Origin of the sequence: Sedimentibacter sp. (assembly GCF_032080165.1) — a bacterium.
Taxonomy (GTDB): Bacteria; Bacillota; Clostridia; order Tissierellales; family Sedimentibacteraceae; genus Sedimentibacter.
The window spans coordinates 109,616-124,533 of record NZ_DAMASY010000004.1 but is presented as its reverse complement, the minus strand read 5'-3'; the positions used below and the strand labels follow the sequence as shown (position 1 = coordinate 124,533).

Annotated in this window: 21 protein-coding genes and 1 pseudogene; 17 read left to right on the top strand and 5 right to left on the bottom strand. The window is 33.4% G+C overall.

Translation table 11 applies throughout. The annotated features are described in order from the left end of the window. Positions 1-12: 12 nt before the first annotated feature. From RT412_RS07225 to RT412_RS07195, 7 genes are all read left to right on the top strand, one after another. The gene (locus RT412_RS07225; RefSeq protein WP_313345194.1) at positions 13-1,185 is read left to right on the top strand and encodes a polysaccharide pyruvyl transferase family protein; all 1,173 of its coding nucleotides are present in this window, start codon (positions 13-15) and stop codon (positions 1,183-1,185) included. A 183-nt stretch (positions 1,186-1,368) separates the two neighbouring features. Continuing rightward, positions 1,369-2,247, top strand: a complete 879-nt coding sequence (gene hag, locus RT412_RS07220) for a flagellin Hag (RefSeq protein ID WP_313345197.1) — start codon at positions 1,369-1,371, stop codon at positions 2,245-2,247. A gap of 126 nt (positions 2,248-2,373) precedes the next feature. Beyond that, on the top strand, positions 2,374-3,939 hold the full coding sequence (locus tag RT412_RS07215) for a GGDEF domain-containing phosphodiesterase (protein ID WP_313345200.1): 1,566 nt from the start codon (positions 2,374-2,376) through the stop codon (positions 3,937-3,939). Positions 3,940-4,026: 87 nt separating this feature from the next. Further along, positions 4,027-5,337 carry a HAMP domain-containing methyl-accepting chemotaxis protein gene (locus RT412_RS07210; RefSeq protein WP_313345203.1) on the top strand — a complete coding sequence of 437 codons (1,311 nt, stop codon included), beginning with the start codon at positions 4,027-4,029 and terminating at the stop codon, positions 5,335-5,337. 21 nt (positions 5,338-5,358) lie between these two features. Beyond that, positions 5,359-5,763 carry a hemerythrin family protein gene (locus tag RT412_RS07205; protein WP_313345206.1) on the top strand — a complete coding sequence of 135 codons (405 nt, stop codon included), beginning with the start codon at positions 5,359-5,361 and terminating at the stop codon, positions 5,761-5,763. A 192-nt stretch (positions 5,764-5,955) separates the two neighbouring features. Continuing rightward, entirely contained in the window at positions 5,956-6,624 is a 669-nt protein-coding gene (locus tag RT412_RS07200) for a response regulator transcription factor (RefSeq protein WP_313345209.1), read from the top strand. Between the two features lies 1 nt (position 6,625). Then, complete coding sequence (locus tag RT412_RS07195; protein ID WP_313345212.1) at positions 6,626-7,897, top strand: ATP-binding protein; 1,272 nt, start codon at positions 6,626-6,628, stop codon at positions 7,895-7,897. Positions 7,898-7,965: 68 nt separating this feature from the next. Here the strand turns inward: RT412_RS07195 and RT412_RS07190 are convergent, their stop codons facing one another. The 4 genes from RT412_RS07190 to RT412_RS07175 all read right to left on the bottom strand — a co-directional run bounded on the left by RT412_RS07190 (position 7,966) and on the right by RT412_RS07175 (position 10,251). Continuing rightward, complete coding sequence (locus RT412_RS07190) at positions 7,966-9,051, bottom strand: tyrosine-type recombinase/integrase (protein ID WP_313413222.1); 1,086 nt, start codon at positions 9,049-9,051, stop codon at positions 7,966-7,968. 147 nt (positions 9,052-9,198) lie between these two features. Further along, positions 9,199-9,411: a hypothetical protein gene (locus tag RT412_RS07185; protein ID WP_313413220.1), complete on the bottom strand. Its 213-nt coding sequence runs from the start codon at positions 9,409-9,411 to the stop codon at positions 9,199-9,201. A gap of 15 nt (positions 9,412-9,426) precedes the next feature. Beyond that, entirely contained in the window at positions 9,427-9,897 is a 471-nt protein-coding gene (locus RT412_RS07180; RefSeq protein ID WP_313413218.1) for an ImmA/IrrE family metallo-endopeptidase, read from the bottom strand. A gap of 21 nt (positions 9,898-9,918) precedes the next feature. Continuing rightward, positions 9,919-10,251, bottom strand: a complete 333-nt coding sequence (locus RT412_RS07175) for a helix-turn-helix transcriptional regulator (RefSeq protein WP_313413217.1) — start codon at positions 10,249-10,251, stop codon at positions 9,919-9,921. 170 nt (positions 10,252-10,421) lie between these two features. On the opposite strand from RT412_RS07175, the gene RT412_RS07170 reads away from it, so the two are divergent. Further along, positions 10,422-10,637, top strand: a complete 216-nt coding sequence (locus RT412_RS07170; protein ID WP_313413215.1) for an XRE family transcriptional regulator — start codon at positions 10,422-10,424, stop codon at positions 10,635-10,637. A 45-nt stretch (positions 10,638-10,682) separates the two neighbouring features. After that, entirely contained in the window at positions 10,683-10,817 is a 135-nt protein-coding gene (locus RT412_RS07165; RefSeq protein WP_281372263.1) for a hypothetical protein, read from the top strand. A 2-nt stretch (positions 10,818-10,819) separates the two neighbouring features. Here RT412_RS07165 and RT412_RS07160 read toward each other — a convergent pair whose 3' ends face one another. Further along, a complete protein-coding gene (locus RT412_RS07160; protein ID WP_313413214.1) occupies positions 10,820-11,053 on the bottom strand; it encodes a hypothetical protein in 234 nt (77 codons plus the stop codon). A gap of 72 nt (positions 11,054-11,125) precedes the next feature. On the opposite strand from RT412_RS07160, the gene RT412_RS07155 reads away from it, so the two are divergent. The 8 genes and pseudogenes from RT412_RS07155 to RT412_RS07120 form a co-directional block, all read left to right on the top strand. Continuing rightward, positions 11,126-11,926 carry a Rha family transcriptional regulator gene (locus RT412_RS07155; protein ID WP_313413212.1) on the top strand — a complete coding sequence of 267 codons (801 nt, stop codon included), beginning with the start codon at positions 11,126-11,128 and terminating at the stop codon, positions 11,924-11,926. 9 nt (positions 11,927-11,935) lie between these two features. After that, positions 11,936-12,244 (top strand): histidine kinase, encoded by a 309-nt coding sequence (locus RT412_RS07150; RefSeq protein ID WP_313413210.1) that lies wholly within the window; start codon positions 11,936-11,938, stop codon positions 12,242-12,244. Continuing rightward, positions 12,241-12,801, top strand: a complete 561-nt coding sequence (locus RT412_RS07145) for a 3D domain-containing protein (protein ID WP_313413207.1) — start codon at positions 12,241-12,243, stop codon at positions 12,799-12,801. The genes RT412_RS07150 and RT412_RS07145 overlap by 4 nt, the downstream gene beginning before the upstream one ends. Continuing rightward, positions 12,792-12,980, top strand: a complete 189-nt coding sequence (locus RT412_RS07140; RefSeq protein WP_313413205.1) for a hypothetical protein — start codon at positions 12,792-12,794, stop codon at positions 12,978-12,980. The genes RT412_RS07145 and RT412_RS07140 overlap by 10 nt, the downstream gene beginning before the upstream one ends. 14 nt (positions 12,981-12,994) lie before the next feature. After that, positions 12,995-13,573 carry a hypothetical protein gene (locus tag RT412_RS07135; RefSeq protein WP_313413203.1) on the top strand — a complete coding sequence of 193 codons (579 nt, stop codon included), beginning with the start codon at positions 12,995-12,997 and terminating at the stop codon, positions 13,571-13,573. 1 nt (position 13,574) lies between these two features. Continuing rightward, positions 13,575-13,931, top strand: coding sequence for a hypothetical protein (locus tag RT412_RS07130; RefSeq protein ID WP_313413202.1), 357 nt, complete (start codon positions 13,575-13,577; stop codon positions 13,929-13,931). A gap of 59 nt (positions 13,932-13,990) precedes the next feature. Beyond that, positions 13,991-14,320 carry a hypothetical protein gene (locus tag RT412_RS07125; RefSeq protein ID WP_313413197.1) on the top strand — a complete coding sequence of 110 codons (330 nt, stop codon included), beginning with the start codon at positions 13,991-13,993 and terminating at the stop codon, positions 14,318-14,320. Next, a pseudogene (locus RT412_RS07120) lies at positions 14,321-14,918 on the top strand (hypothetical protein); the annotation flags it as partial.

Sequence of the window (14,918 nt, the reverse complement as noted above, 5' to 3'; positions counted from 1 at the left end):
GAGGAAATTACTATGACGAGGATTAAAGCATTGCATGTTGCAAGTTTTAACGGAAATATAGGGGACAACGCAAATCATAATGGCTTCAGAAAAAGATTAATCGAAACATTAGGCAGAGAAATTGATTTCACTAATATAGAGATGAGGGAATTTTATAAGTCGTGGAATTTAAGAGATTTTAATAGTTATGATTTTATTAATTTATGTAATAATCACGACATAGTAGTTATTGGTGGCGGCAATTTTTTTGAATTAAAATGGGATTACTCATATACAGGAACAACAATAAATATTAAGGAAGAAACACTTGAACTAATAAAAACACCAATATTATTTCATGGAGTAGGATGTGACATTGCCAAAGGTGCGAGCCAAAATTCAATAGAGAAATTCAGATTGTTTATGGAGCGTATTACAAGTGATAAAAACATCATGGTTAGCGTTAGGAATGACGGCTCTTATGATACAATTAAGAAGTTATATGGAAATTTGTTCGATAATAAGTTTTATAGAGTACCGGATGGAGCTTTTTTTATGGAATCTAAAAAATATGACTTTCCGGAGACTAAGAATAATTACAAGTTTATTGGCATAAATGTAGCTGCTGATATGAAAGATATTCGATTTAACAGCGAAGTAAAAGACTGTATTTCATATGAAAATTTTATTAATGGTTTTGCTATAGAATTAAATGAATTATTAAAAAAACATGAAAACTATCAAATGCTTTTGTTCCCTCATATATATAGTGATTTAGGTGCTATTTATGACTTGTTGGAAAAAATAGAGGATAAATATAGAAGAACCCGCTTTGTCGTATCGCCGTGCCTTACAGGAAAAGGATCAGAGGAATATATTTTTGGTCTGTATAAAGAATGTGATTTTATTATGGGGATGAGATTTCATAGCAATGTTTGTGCAATTGCTCAAAATATCCCTACTATAGGATTATGTAGCTATAAAAAAATACTTGATTTGTATCGAGAAGTTAATTTAAGTGATAGAGTTGTAGAAGTAAATAAGTTTGGTTTTGAAAATTTTTTAAGAGAAAAAATTGATAGCACAATAATTAATTTGGATAATATAAGGAATGATTACAAAAGAGTAAATTCAAATGTATTTAAAGAAAGCGTTGAATTTTATGATGCGGTTAAAAATTGGTACAAAAATAAAATTGAACGATAATTTAGATATTTATACATTATTGATTAAATTAATTTTAATAAAAAAAACTAAATTTAATTATAAAAGTTCCGATATATGTTTTGTAACAGTAAATTATTTTTAGCACCAAGGGCCCGGTGTTGAAAATAAATACTAAAAATAAAATATAGGGAAGGATCCCGAGAAAATTACACGGAGGTAATTATGAGAATACAACACAATTTAAACGCAATGAATTCTTTAAGACAACTTGGAATTAACAACAATAATACAGGTAAAAATTTAGAAAAATTATCATCAGGTTTCAGAATTAACAGAGCAGGTGATGATGCTGCAGGTTTGGCTATATCTGAAAAAATGAGAGCACAAATCAAAGGTTTGGAAATGGCTTCCAAAAATGCGGAAGACGGTATTTCATTAATTCAAACTGCAGAAGGCGGATTGAATGAAACTCATGCTATTCTTCAAAGAATGAGAGAATTAGCAGTTCAGGCTGCAAACGGAACAAACAAAGGTGAAGATCTTGACAGTATCAATGAAGAAGTGAAAGCATTATTGACAGAAATAGACAGAATATCTGATTCTACAAAATTCAATGGTATTGATTTACTTAATGGCAAGATGACTTCTTCTGGAGATGGTGAATTAACACTGCAAATTGGTGCAAACACTGTTCTTAGTGGTACAGCTCATGCTGCAGATCAATATGAAAGAGTATCTTTGTCAATCAATGATATGGGTCAAACAGGTTTAGGATTAGTTGCTTCTGGTGGTACTGGTTTAATTGACTTATCAACACAAACTGGAGCACAAAATGCGTTAGTTACATTAGATAATGCTATTAAATTAGTTTCAGAACAAAGAGCTGGTCTTGGTGCGTTACAGAACAGATTAGAGCACACTGTTAACAACTTAGGAGTAACTTCAGAAAACTTAACAGCTGCTGAATCTCGTATAAGAGACGTTGATATGGCTAAAGAAATGATGCAGTACACTAAGAACAACATTCTTACTCAAGCTGCTCAGGCAATGCTTGCTCAGGCAAACATGCAGCCACAAGGTGTATTACAATTATTACAATAATTAAAAGCGTAATTAATAAGGGGTGAAAACCCCTTATTTTTTTAGGAAAATTTTGATTATGATATAAATTTTATGAATAAAATGCCGATATTGTTTAATAACTGAATAAGTTGATGGAGTATTGAGATGAATAAAATTAATAATGATAAAATTTTAAAGTTTACTCCCCTGATAAAAAGATTTATTACAATAGTTTTAATAAGCACTTTAATAATTGTTTTTTCCATAATACGCATAATAAGCGGTCGTGAAATTACATATAGCGAATGGATGCTTACATTTTTTAATTTTATTTTTATTGCAATAATAATAGGATTATGCTGCTTTATAATAAAAGTATATAAGTCAGTTAGAAAAAATATATATAGTAAATTAAAAAATTTAGAACAATCGGATGTATTGTATAATGTAAGAAATAAATTTAAATTTATTGTTGATGCTGAAGAGCATATCAATAATAATATCGAAAAAAGATATGCACTTGCTCATTACGATATAAATAAGTTTTCAATAATAAATAATAGTGTCGGTTATAAAATCGGAGATGAAATCCTTATGCAGATAAGTATGATCCTGAATGATAATTTCGTAAACGAAGTTTTTGGTAAAGCGGAAGGAGATAATTTTTTTATTTTATTTGAATATTCAGAGCAGGATGAGTTAGTAAGCAGAATTAAAAATATAACAGAAAAAATTGAGAGTTTAGATATTTGGAATGAAGTCAACATAAAACCGGCAGTTATGGCAGGTATATGTTTTATAGATAACGAAAATGTTGATGTACGCTCAGCGATTGATAAGGCAGTTTTTGCAAAAGGTGATTTAAAAAGCAGATATAAAAGCAGCTATGCTATTTATAATGACAGCATCGGAAATAATTTAATTGAAGTTAAAAAATTAGAAGATGGTATGTATAGGGCATTAGAGGAAAATGAATTTAAGGTTTATATACAACCTAAGGTAGATTTAAAGACAGGTGAAATATCCGGAGCTGAGGCATTGGTAAGATGGAATCATCCTGAGTTAGGACTATTAAATCCAATCAGGTTTATTCCTATTTTTGAAAAGAACGGTTTTATTATAAAACTTGATAAATTTGTTTTTGAGCAGGTATGTCTTAATTTAAGAAATTGGATTGATTTGGGATATGATGTAGTACCTGTTTCGGTAAATGTTTCAAGAATACATTTCTTAAACACAAATTTTGTATATGATTACAATAAAATAAAAGAAAAATGCAATATACCTAATAATTTAATTGAAATTGAAATTACTGAATCGGTAGTATTCAGCAATGAAAAAGAAAATGAAATTTTTACCGTAATGAGAAAATTCAGAAATGATGGTTTTGATATATCAATGGATGATTTCGGTTCAGGTTATTCATGTCTCGGGTTATTAAAGGACATGCCGATTGATACGCTTAAATTAGATAAAATATTTTTAGAACATATTGAAGATTACAGCTCACAAATTATCGTTAATAATATTGTCAATATAGCTAAAAATTTAAATTTGAACGTTATATCGGAAGGTGTCGAAACCGATATGCAGGTTGACTTTTTAAGAGATATAGGCTGCGATATGGCTCAGGGATTTATTTTTGAAAAACCTATTCCTATATCAGAATTCGATGCACTTATATGCAATGGCAGAAAAAAATATAATCTACCCATAGTAGAATGCATTTAGAGGAAAGGGGACACACCCCTAACATAGGGAAAGTCTTTGATGATAAGGGGAATGTCCCCTAAACATTAAATTATAGGAGAAAAGGATATGAAAGATTTGGGAATAAATAAAATATCTAAGAGTATTAAAAAACAATTGGTTATCAATATTGTTTCTTTTGTAATTTTCACCATAATATTAGTGTCTGCATTATCTGCATATATTGGATTTAAGTATGCAAATAATACGTTAAATACAGTTGAAGTTATAGCAGTTGTTTCAATTGTAGTTATTATTGTTATCTTTTCTTATGTATTAGTAGGTATTTTATCTAACCGTATAATAAATCCATTAAATAAGTTTACAAAAAGGTTGTATGATTTAGCAAAAGGGGATATGCATACAGATGTGGAAACAATCAATAATGCAAATGAAATCGGACAATTAAGTGAATCCATAAATAATATTGTTCAAGAATTAAACTCAATGGTCAATGGTATGATATATAATTTAAGTGGAATTGACGATGGAGATTTCACAAGATATATAGAACGGGAGTATCCGGGAGATTTTGAGAAAATCGGAATAAGAATACACAGGATAAATTTAAGATTAAACAGATTGATTGGAAGATTTTTAAAAAGTGCGGAGCAGGTAGCCGCAGGGGCAGATCAGGTGGCTGCAAATACACAAGATTTATCTCAGGGAGCGACGGAGCAAGCCGGCTCAATTGAAGAATTAGCAGCAACCATTAATGAATTGTCGGAACAAATAAAACAAAATGCAAAAAATGCTGAAATTGCAAGAAATAGTTCTCTGGAAGCATCCATAGAAGTTGAAAGCGGAAAAGAACACATGGATAATATGGTGCATGCTATGGACGAAATTAAAAATGCATCTATAGAAATTTCTAAAATAATCAAAACAATTGATGATATTGCTTTTCAAACGAATATACTTGCATTAAATGCAGCAGTTGAGGCAGCCAGAGCCGGCTCTGCAGGAAAGGGCTTTGCTGTAGTAGCGGAGGAAGTGAGAAATTTAGCTTCTAAAAGTGCTGAAGCGGCTAAAAATACTACCGAACTTATAGAAAGATCTCTATTTGCAGTTGAGAAGGGATCTGATATAGCATACCAAACAGAAGAATCATTAAATGGAATAGTAGATAAGGTTAAAATAACTGTGGAACTTGTGGAACAAATATCTGAAGCCTCTGCTCAACAAGCTCTTGGCGCTTCACAGGTATTAATCGGTGTTGAACAGATATCATCAGTCGTTCAAACAAATTCAAAAAATTCGGAAGATAATGCCGCTGCCTGCGAAGAATTAAGCAGTCTTGCTCAGGAATTAAAAGGTTTTGTTGAGGATGTAAAACTTAAAGAAGTGGAAGTTTATAACATTGATGATGTAATTAATTAAATAAATAAGGAGGTGATTGGTATGGCATATAACTGGGATAAATCATTGGAAACAGGCAATATTATAATTGATGAGCAGCACAAATCAATAATTAAGGCAATTAATAACCTTTTGGATGCATGTAATACAGGAAAAGGAAGGCTTGAAGTAGAAAACACTTTAATATTTCTTAAGGATTATGTTGTTAAGCATTTTAATGATGAGGAGAATCTTCAGATAAAGTCAAATTATCCCGATTATAAATCTCACAAGGAAAAACATGAAGCTTTTAAAAATACTGTTAACGACATATATGAAGAATATAAAGAAAAGGGTGCAAATATAGGTCTTGTCGCTAAGGTTAATATGTCTATAGGCGGATGGCTTATTAATCATATTAAATCAGAAGATAAGAAGGTTGCTGATCATATAAAGTCAATGAAATAATAGGTATAAAAGGGGGATCCTTCAATAGTTCAGGATGAAGGGCCTTTTTTCTTGACAAATGTCGTTTAGTATTAATAATATATTAATGTAAAATTAAGATTTGGGAATTATTATAGAAGTAAGTGTTAAATAAGAAGTAAAATCTGCGCTCAGGATGACCAAAACGCTTAGGATGATATAAAGGAGTTATGTATGAGAATATTAATCGTTGAAGACGAAATAAAAATCACACAGGCACTTAGCTACTTGTTTTCAAAGCAGAAAATTGATGTTGATATTGCCAATGACGGTGATGAGGGTCTTATTTTGTCTGAAAAGGATATATATGATGTAATTGTTCTTGATATAATGCTTCCCGGAACAGATGGAATCGAAATATTAAAGGCAATAAGAAAAAACGGTATTCAAACTCCGGTAATTATGCTTACGGCAAAGGACACTATTGATGACAGAGTATACGGGCTTGAAACCGGTGCAGATGATTACTTGGTTAAACCCTTTGCAACAAAGGAGCTGATAGCCAGAGTTAAGGCATTATCCAGAAGAAAAAGCAGTGATTATGTGGGCGAAATTTATGAGTTTGAAGGCATAAAATACGATGTAAAAAACTATCTGTTATATATTGGAAATGAAGAATATAAATTGCCGCTAAAAGAAGCAATGCTCATGGAAATGTTTATAAAAAAACCGAGACAAGTTTTTACACGAGAACAAATTATAGACAGGATATGGGGACTTGAGGCAGATATATTAGAGAGTAATATAGAAATTTATGTCCATCATTTGAGGAAAAGATTGGATGAAACAAATGCAAAAATAGAAACTGTCCGCGGTGTGGGGTATATGCTCAAGGAGAAATAATATGTTTAGAAGGTTGCATTTTAAATTAACTGCTTATATGGGTTTAGTATTGGTTGCATTCATGGTTTTTATTGCAGCAGGCATATATAACTTTACACGTATGGTTTTTGAAGACGGAAATAAGGAATTAATGCGCTCAGAGGCACTTAGAGTATATGTTTACAGGAATTCTTCGTATATGAATTTCAGCATAAGCGGAAGCTTTGATATCGAGAGGATCGGACCAAGTATAACTTTTATCGGTCCTCAAAAACTTGATGCTTGTTATATTATGTATAATGAAAATCTGGACAGAATATTAGCAAATGAAAATGAAATTACAATTGCAGATGAAATTAAGCACCTTGCGGCAAAATCCTTTGAGGATCAAAAAGATTCATACACCTCCCGCAGGGTAGGACGATTTAATTACAGAATTTATACACGTTACTTTGATGATATTAATGGGCGTAGTGTAGTACAGGTTTATCAAAATACAATAAATGAAGATATACTGTGGTCATTTTTAAAGACTGTTTTATATGTAACAGGCTTAACCGGAACTGCAATATTATTATTTATCAGCTTTATTTTTACCGGGCAGGCAATAAAACCTATAAGAGATACATGGATTAGACAGAAAGAATTTGTAGCCGATGCATCTCATGAGCTTCGAACTCCCCTTACGGTTATTCAGACGAATCTGGATGTTGTATTAAGCGATGAAGCAGGAACAGTGGATGAAAATGAAGTTTGGCTTGATAATGCATACTCTGAAACGAGGGTAATGGCAAAATTGATAGATCAGCTTCTTATATTGGCAAAAGCTGATGCAAATGAAGAAAAATTATCTGTCTCTGATTTTTCATTATCCGAAGTGGTAGAAAATGTGTGTCAAAGCATGGAAGTATTGGCCAAGAAGAAGGAGCTAAATTTTATAGTTAATATAGCTGATGATATTAGGATAAAAGCAGACTATGATAAAATCAGAAGATTAGTAGTAATATTAGTGGATAATGCTGTAAAATATACCGAAAAAGGAAAGGTAACAGTCAGCTTATATACTGAAAAAAACAAAAAAGTATTTACGGTTGAAGATACGGGTATAGGAATAGCTAAAAAGGACTTGGACAGAATATTTGACCGTTTCTACAGAGCAGACAAAGCACGTCACCGTGAAGGCGGTACAGGTCTTGGCTTAAGTATAGCAAAGTGGATAGCTGATATTCATAGGTTCTCATTAACGGTAGAAAGCACTATAAATGTAGGAAGCAAATTTACTTTAAGAATGTAACAATACGCTAAAATAGCTGTAATTTTCAACACATGGTTAGTAAACGTCAATAAATTCGTCAAAAATTTTTAAAAAATATTATTTACAGCTATTTGAGCTTTGTCCATCATATCCTTAGTAAAGTGGGAATACGTACTAATTACCATTTGGACAGTATCCCCTATCAATTCAGCTACAGTTTTAAAATCAACTCCATTGGCGACGAGTCTAGAAGCGTAAGTATGCCTTAGATCGTGCACAGAAATATCATATTCAGCTTTTTTATATGTTTTTATTAAGTTGGTACATGCAGAATCAGTTCTTTTGTAAGTAAATATTCTACCGCTAATATTAATAGGGAAATCGCTCTTGTATTGTATTAAAACCTTCATTGTATTTAAAGGTATCGGTACTGTTCTGTTTGAATTCTTACTTTTAACAGAGCCAAAACCGTATGTCTTAGGAGACTTTTTTACCACCTTCCATTGTTTGTTTACGCTCATAGTAGATTTTTTTTCATCGATATCAGCCCACGTTAAGCCTAATATTTCACCTATCCTAAGTCCGCAGGTTGCTGCTATCAAAGAAATAACATAATACGGCTTATGCTTTATTTTGCTAAGTAAATTATTCAATTCTGATTCCGTAAGTGCTTTTATTTTTTTAATCTTTGAGTCTTTATTTTGTGGGACGGTCACATCAGCAAAAGGATTATCTTTAATTATCCTTAGCGGAGATATTGCATAACCGAAAAATACATTAATCCTTGATAAATAGGTTGATACTGTACTATGCAATATTTTCTTCTTTATCATTTCATCGACACACTCCTGAGCATCCAACTCTCTTATGTCAGTGACTTTTTTGCTCTTTATTTTTTCCATGTTTTTATATGCGACATCATAATTATTCAAGGTTGCGGCTTCCTTATGTATTTCGGCATGTTTCATAAACATCTGAAACAACTCATCAAGAGTTATATTTTTCATATCAGGATCAATATATTTAATTGTTCCTTCAAGCTCCTTAACGATATCTTCAATCCAGTCTTTGGATTCCTTTTGTGTTTTAAACCCTTGCTTAGACTTCTGTTTCCATTTACCGAGGTTATCTTTATAACTTATTATGCATTGTAGTCCTTTGTCTTTTTTTCTGTATGTTACGTTGTAGTCCATTAGTTACCTCCTTTAATTTTGGGTATAAAAAATAATCCTTGCATGCACAAAGGATTAAATGGTATAATATAGTTACTTGAACGCATTTAGTCCTTTGTGACAAGATGTGTAATAGCATTCGGTATTAGTAGTACCGGGTGCTATTTTTTATTTAAATAATTTCTTTATAATATCAAATATACTAAACGATGTTTTGTTATAAACTTTATTATACATTGCCTTTTTAGGATTGCGAATCCATCCCATTCCCTTTTTCCCATAGAACGGATTGACAGCGCTTTTAATTTCTCGCTTTAATCTTCCTGTTGTTCTTGCTTTTACGCTCTTCTTTAGGCTTGGCTTCCTTGCTCCAAATTTCATATACGCCCCCTCATTTTATTTTTCATATTTATATTTGCAAACGGTCAACGGTGAGAAATATATGCAATAGTTGTCTACTTCTTTGTAAAGACCGTATTTGCTCTGGTAATATTCAATTGCTTCTTTAAGAAATTCTTCTGTTACATCTAAATGCTCAGCAAGTTCATATAAGCTTGTACAATATGTAAAAGAAGCCTTTATAATCGATTTTAAGGGTATCAATCTTTCAAAAGAACGATTCCTTGCTATTTGTTCTTGCTTTCGATTTTGGATAGTTTCCAAGCCTGTAATGTCACCTACAGTCGTGTAGGCATGTTCCAGTTCTTCACACAAGATGCACTTCTTTTCAATAACTGTTTCTATGTCTCTCCTAATAGCAATAACACCATCTGCGTACATACCCTTATTAGTGCCACGAAAAGTGAATTCTATTACTTCGATATTGTTATCTTCTGCCTCTTGTAACAGTTCTTCATATGCTATCATAGCTTGTCCTCCCCCGAGAAGTTACTTTTTATTCCTTTTGCTTAAAACATATTTTTTAAAATTCTCTATATCCTCAAGCTCTTCTTCAGTCCAATCTTCTCCGTCATGATGCGCTGCTATGGTGTGGATCTCGTTGTCTGTATCTTCTGTAATATTATCATCTACTAAAAAATCTAAGCTGCAATCAAAATAGTTTGCCAATTTTTTCAAAGTTGAAAGTTTTATATTCTCGGTTCCTTTTTTATAAAATCCGTCAATTGTTGTATACGGTATTCCTGTTTCGCGCGACAATCGACTTAGGTTTTCTATTCCTTTATCAGACATCAACTTTTCTAACTTATTTAAAAATGACATTTTATAAATCCCTCCAATATAACTTGTACTTATTAAAGACATTATATACCAAAGTTTTTACGTTGTAAAGAAAAAAATTACCCTAAAGCGTAAAAAATGTATTGACATATTACGATGCAGGGTATATAATCAAATCAAAATTACCCCACAGGGTAAAAAGAGGTGATTAAATGTTTGTAAATTTAAAAATAGAAATGCTCAAAGCAGGAATCACCGGAAAGAATGTATCCGAAAAGTTAGGTACTTCATCTAAAACTATTTATAACAAATTGAATGGTTTTTCAGAATTCACAAGAAAAGAAATGTATACAATACGGGATGAATTCTTTCCGGACAAAACCATAGAGCATCTATTCAGCACATCGGAAGATTGCGAAGCAGGATGAACTAATATGCATCCACACTATAAAAATTAAGGAGGTGAGGAAAAGATGTCAAGTATAGAAATTAGAATTAAGGCTAAGTTGTCTACAGCTGAAGAATTGAAAGATTTTGTTCGCACAATTCGAGACATAGAAAAAGAGCACAGCTGTAACTGCACTCTTTTAGAAATAGAATATCAATAACGCTAAGCTCTGCTGATTAAAACTATGTATTCTATTGTGTTCCCGGGCAGAGTAACCGTAATATCTTTGCCGGAGAACGATAAGAAATTTTGATTTAAAAAAATAAAATCTTTAAAATCTGTATATTTTCTGGGCACATGATTTATATCCGCATCATATTTCGTTTGTATGCATTCCAAATTTTCTACAACGACATTGCCCCCGGATTTTAAATGTATATCAGCTATCCATGTCATATAATCACCCCCTTTCAAGGAGATTATAACACAGAAGTCAAAATATGTAAAAATAAACTAAGGAGGAAACAAATGAATGATTTACAAATAACAGGAATTAAAACAATAGACAGCAGAGACATAGCGGAAATGTTAGGTAAAGAACATAAGGAATTGCTAAAAGAAATTGAGGGAAGAAAAGACGGAAAAAATGTTGGAATCATACCAACTTTAGAAAAGGGGAGTTTCCACCTTTCTGATTATTTTATTCCATCTACTTACACTGTAAGTAATAACAAACGTAAATATCCATGTTACTTAATAACTAAAATGGGTTGCGAGATATTAGGAAATAAACAGCAGGGAGAAAAAGGAATACTGTTTACAGCAAAGTACGTAAAACGGTTTAACGAAATGGAACAACTTCCAAAAGTACCGGTTGTACCTACAAGCATAGAGGACATAATGATTGCAAGCTTACAAGAAATGAAAAATGTAAAGCTTAAAATTGAAGAGCAGGGAAAGGCTATTGAACAAACGAATGACAAAATTAAAGGCATTCAGGATGCAGTTGTTGTTGATACACAGAATTGGCGCAAATGGGTAACTGAATCAATCAACAAATTAGCGCAGTCTGAAATTATCATTGAAGAGCTTGGAGATTTAAGATATCAGAAATTAAGAGTTAACACATACAAAGAACTCGAAACTCGTGCAGGTTGTGATTTAAGGGTAAGAGTTAAAAGATTAAAAGAGCGTTTGGAAAAAGCCGGAGCTACGAAGAAAGTCATAAAAGAAACTGGAAACATTGATGTAATTGAGCAGGACAAGAAGCTAAAAGCAATTTACACCACAATCATTAGGGACATGCTCGTAAAATATCAAAGTATTTAGGAGGTAAAAATGGCACAACTATTGACACGTAAAGACCTTGCTGAACGTTGGCAAGTGAATGAAGCAACAATAGACAATTGGAGAAAAGAAGGTGTCTTAACACCTTGTAAAGGAATACCGGCGCCGAGATTTTCAGAGCAGCATATTGCAGAACTCGAAGGAATTAAACTTGAAAGATTTTCGCCTTTGGAGCGTAGGAGATTGGAAAGAGAGATTGAAGAACTTCAGGTAGAAAACACTAAACTAAAAGGCATAATTAGCCAGATATTAGCCGCATCTTCTCAAATAATCTCAATGAAAGAAGGGAGAGAACTATGATTAAAAAACTAAAGATAGAAAGAACAATATTCCTCTCCTGCCTAATAATCTGCCTTGTAGCTTTAACAATAACCGGATTGGATGCAAAGGCGGCACAAGCAGAAATAGAAGAGCTACAGTACATAAATAGTAGACAAGCTGCACGATTAAAGGACAAGCAGGAGTACATAGAAATGTTAGAGATTGCGTTTTTACATATGGAAGTAGAGGAAGATCTGACACAAGAAGAATTGAAAATGAAGTATGTAGGCGAATTTGAAATAACCTACTACACCGCCGGACCCGAAAGCACGGGCAAAAGTCCCGGGCATCCTCAGTATGGTATAACTGCAAGCGGGACAACGGTGGAAGAGGGCAGAACAATAGCAGCAGATTGGGATGTATTGCCAGTAGGCACAAAAGTCTACATTGACGGAATCGGGGAAAGGACGGTTGAGGACACAGGCGGTCTGATAGTGGACAAGTGTATTGATGTTTATGTAGAGGATGTAGAAACAGCCTTACAGGGTGGACGGCACATGGCAGATGTTTGGATGGTGGATGAACAGTGCAAGTAGGTACTAAAGAATTTTATGAAATATTGTCTAATTTTGAAAGAGAATTTAAAGATATGCGATTAGATAGAGAGAATGAGAGCCTCTGGGAAATGGGACAAGTGTATCAAAATGGAGAAACAAACAAATTGTATCTTGCTTATAGGCAAGGATATGCATTAGGTAGATGCAAATATATGTAAGGAGGTGATGAACAATGACCGAAAAGATTAAGAAATGTCCGTTTTGCGGGAGAGAACTTGTGAGAACAACGAACACATATAAAAATTCGCAAGACGAGGAAGTCATGGAGGATTTTTACAGCCACGACGTAACTGCATACTCCGAATATTGCACTGCGGAAGAAATCATAATCGGTAATAATACAAAGGATATAACCGCTTGGAACACCCGAGCAGCAGACGAAAACCCGGAACCAACAACCGAGGAATTAATAGAATTTATTAATGACCCGGACGCAAGGCAGGAACAACACGAGTACGCTATGTATCTGCTTGCAAAGAGGATGAAGGACGAAAACCCACCGCTGACAATTGAAGAATTAAAAGAAATCAGTAAGGATATTGAAAATCGCCAATGGGTATGGATTGAGATATTGCCTGAATATACAAGACATAAACCTTATTCAGAAGCTGAATCCGCATATTATCATGTTCAAACAGATTATGCAAAAGGAGAGTCGTTTTGCTGTGGATATCCGGGCTATGGATTTGAATTTGAATATGAAGATTACGGCAAAACATGGCTTGCATATAGGAGGAAACCGGAGGAGTAAAATGGCAAGGATATTTGAATGCGAAAGTTGTTTTTACAACACAGAAGACAAAGAAAAAGAATGCATGGTATTACATGAAAGGCAAGAAAACTGTAGTAGCTGGGCTGACAGGGAAGAGGCAGAAAGAAGAGAGGAGGCAATAAAGGAATATAGGTCAGTCGCTACACCTGCAATGGGTTGTGAATCGGTAAAAGATATCTTGGATAAACACTTCATTCAACTATATCTAAATAACTACAACGACATAGAGATATCAGATGTTTTGAAGGTATCGGCTTCATCTGTAGGAACGTACAGAAACAAATTAGGATTAAAACCGCTAAACAAAAGAAAAAAGCCTGCGGGAACAGGCAAATAAAAAATAAAACATTTTCTTTATTGTACAAAACACAGTAAGAAAAATCAAGGAGATAATTTATGAATATAGAAAAATTAATAGATACGGCTACAGAATTAAAAGAGACAACCTTAGTTTCTGAAGAAGCGATAAGGCAAGCCAATTTAAAAGCAGAAGAAAAAGCCTCTATATGCGCTTACAACAGCTATAGTGATAGTTTCCAAATTTTCGATGGAGATGTTTTTTTAGAAATTTGCAGAACTGCAAACAAAGTTCCAATTAAAGGCTTCTTTTCGGAAATGTTTAAATACAAATATATCGTCAATGTTGAAGGATTTACGTTTACTTGTGTTACAAATCGCGATTTACCGTTTGAAGGTGATGAAAATAAAATCAAGGAGGAAATATAGATGATAAAAGGATATAAGGGTTTTGATAAAGATTTAAAATGCAGAGGTTTTCAATATGAAACAGGCGAGGATTATGAACAAGAAGGAAATATAAAAGCTTGTAGCAAAGGATTCCATTTTTGTGAAGATCCTTTGAATGTATTTGAGTATTATCCTCCGGCGGATAGTAGATATTGCGAAGTAGACGGAGACGGGAAAATAGATAAAGAAGATGGCAGAGATAGTAAGGTAGCAGCTTCTAAAATACATATAGGTGTGGAGATAGGACTTCCCGGACTGATTAAAGCCGGAGTTGAATATATAAAGTCTAAAGTTGATTGGGAGCATGCCAAGGAATCGAACACAGGAGACTATAGTGCTGCGACCAACACAGGAGACCGAAGTGCTGCGACTAACACAGGATACCGAAGTGCTGCGACTAACACAGGATACCAAAGTGCTGCGACTAACACAGGATACCAAAGTGCTGCGACTAACACAGGAGACTATAGTGCTGCGACTAACACAGGATACCAAAGTGCTGCGACTAACACAGGAGACTATAGTGCTGCGACTAACACAGGATACCGAAGTGCTGCGACTAACACAGGATACCAAA

What these genes read in the sequence shown, in the direction of transcription:
- hag (WP_313345197.1), top strand. Translation starts at nt 1,369, where the DNA reads ATGAGAATACAACACAATTTAAACGCAATGAATTCTTTAAGACAACTT.
- RT412_RS07175 (WP_313413217.1), bottom strand. Translation starts at nt 10,251, where the DNA reads ATGTCATTTTTAAATAAGTTAGAAAAGTTGATGTCTGATAAAGGAATA.
- RT412_RS07200 (WP_313345209.1), top strand. Translation starts at nt 5,956, where the DNA reads ATGAGAATATTAATCGTTGAAGACGAAATAAAAATCACACAGGCACTT.
- RT412_RS07135 (WP_313413203.1), top strand. Translation starts at nt 12,995, where the DNA reads ATGACCGAAAAGATTAAGAAATGTCCGTTTTGCGGGAGAGAACTTGTG.
- RT412_RS07145 (WP_313413207.1), top strand. Translation starts at nt 12,241, where the DNA reads ATGATTAAAAAACTAAAGATAGAAAGAACAATATTCCTCTCCTGCCTA.
- RT412_RS07125 (WP_313413197.1), top strand. Translation starts at nt 13,991, where the DNA reads ATGAATATAGAAAAATTAATAGATACGGCTACAGAATTAAAAGAGACA.
- RT412_RS07155 (WP_313413212.1), top strand. Translation starts at nt 11,126, where the DNA reads ATGAATGATTTACAAATAACAGGAATTAAAACAATAGACAGCAGAGAC.
- RT412_RS07205 (WP_313345206.1), top strand. Translation starts at nt 5,359, where the DNA reads ATGGCATATAACTGGGATAAATCATTGGAAACAGGCAATATTATAATT.
- RT412_RS07170 (WP_313413215.1), top strand. Translation starts at nt 10,422, where the DNA reads ATGTTTGTAAATTTAAAAATAGAAATGCTCAAAGCAGGAATCACCGGA.
- RT412_RS07130 (WP_313413202.1), top strand. Translation starts at nt 13,575, where the DNA reads ATGGCAAGGATATTTGAATGCGAAAGTTGTTTTTACAACACAGAAGAC.
- RT412_RS07190 (WP_313413222.1), bottom strand. Translation starts at nt 9,051, where the DNA reads ATGGACTACAACGTAACATACAGAAAAAAAGACAAAGGACTACAATGC.
- RT412_RS07180 (WP_313413218.1), bottom strand. Translation starts at nt 9,897, where the DNA reads ATGATAGCATATGAAGAACTGTTACAAGAGGCAGAAGATAACAATATC.
- RT412_RS07215 (WP_313345200.1), top strand. Translation starts at nt 2,374, where the DNA reads ATGAATAAAATTAATAATGATAAAATTTTAAAGTTTACTCCCCTGATA.
- RT412_RS07150 (WP_313413210.1), top strand. Translation starts at nt 11,936, where the DNA reads ATGGCACAACTATTGACACGTAAAGACCTTGCTGAACGTTGGCAAGTG.
- RT412_RS07185 (WP_313413220.1), bottom strand. Translation starts at nt 9,411, where the DNA reads ATGAAATTTGGAGCAAGGAAGCCAAGCCTAAAGAAGAGCGTAAAAGCA.
- RT412_RS07225 (WP_313345194.1), top strand. Translation starts at nt 13, where the DNA reads ATGACGAGGATTAAAGCATTGCATGTTGCAAGTTTTAACGGAAATATA.
- RT412_RS07165 (WP_281372263.1), top strand. Translation starts at nt 10,683, where the DNA reads ATGTCAAGTATAGAAATTAGAATTAAGGCTAAGTTGTCTACAGCTGAA.
- RT412_RS07195 (WP_313345212.1), top strand. Translation starts at nt 6,626, where the DNA reads ATGTTTAGAAGGTTGCATTTTAAATTAACTGCTTATATGGGTTTAGTA.
- RT412_RS07210 (WP_313345203.1), top strand. Translation starts at nt 4,027, where the DNA reads ATGAAAGATTTGGGAATAAATAAAATATCTAAGAGTATTAAAAAACAA.
- RT412_RS07160 (WP_313413214.1), bottom strand. Translation starts at nt 11,053, where the DNA reads ATGACATGGATAGCTGATATACATTTAAAATCCGGGGGCAATGTCGTT.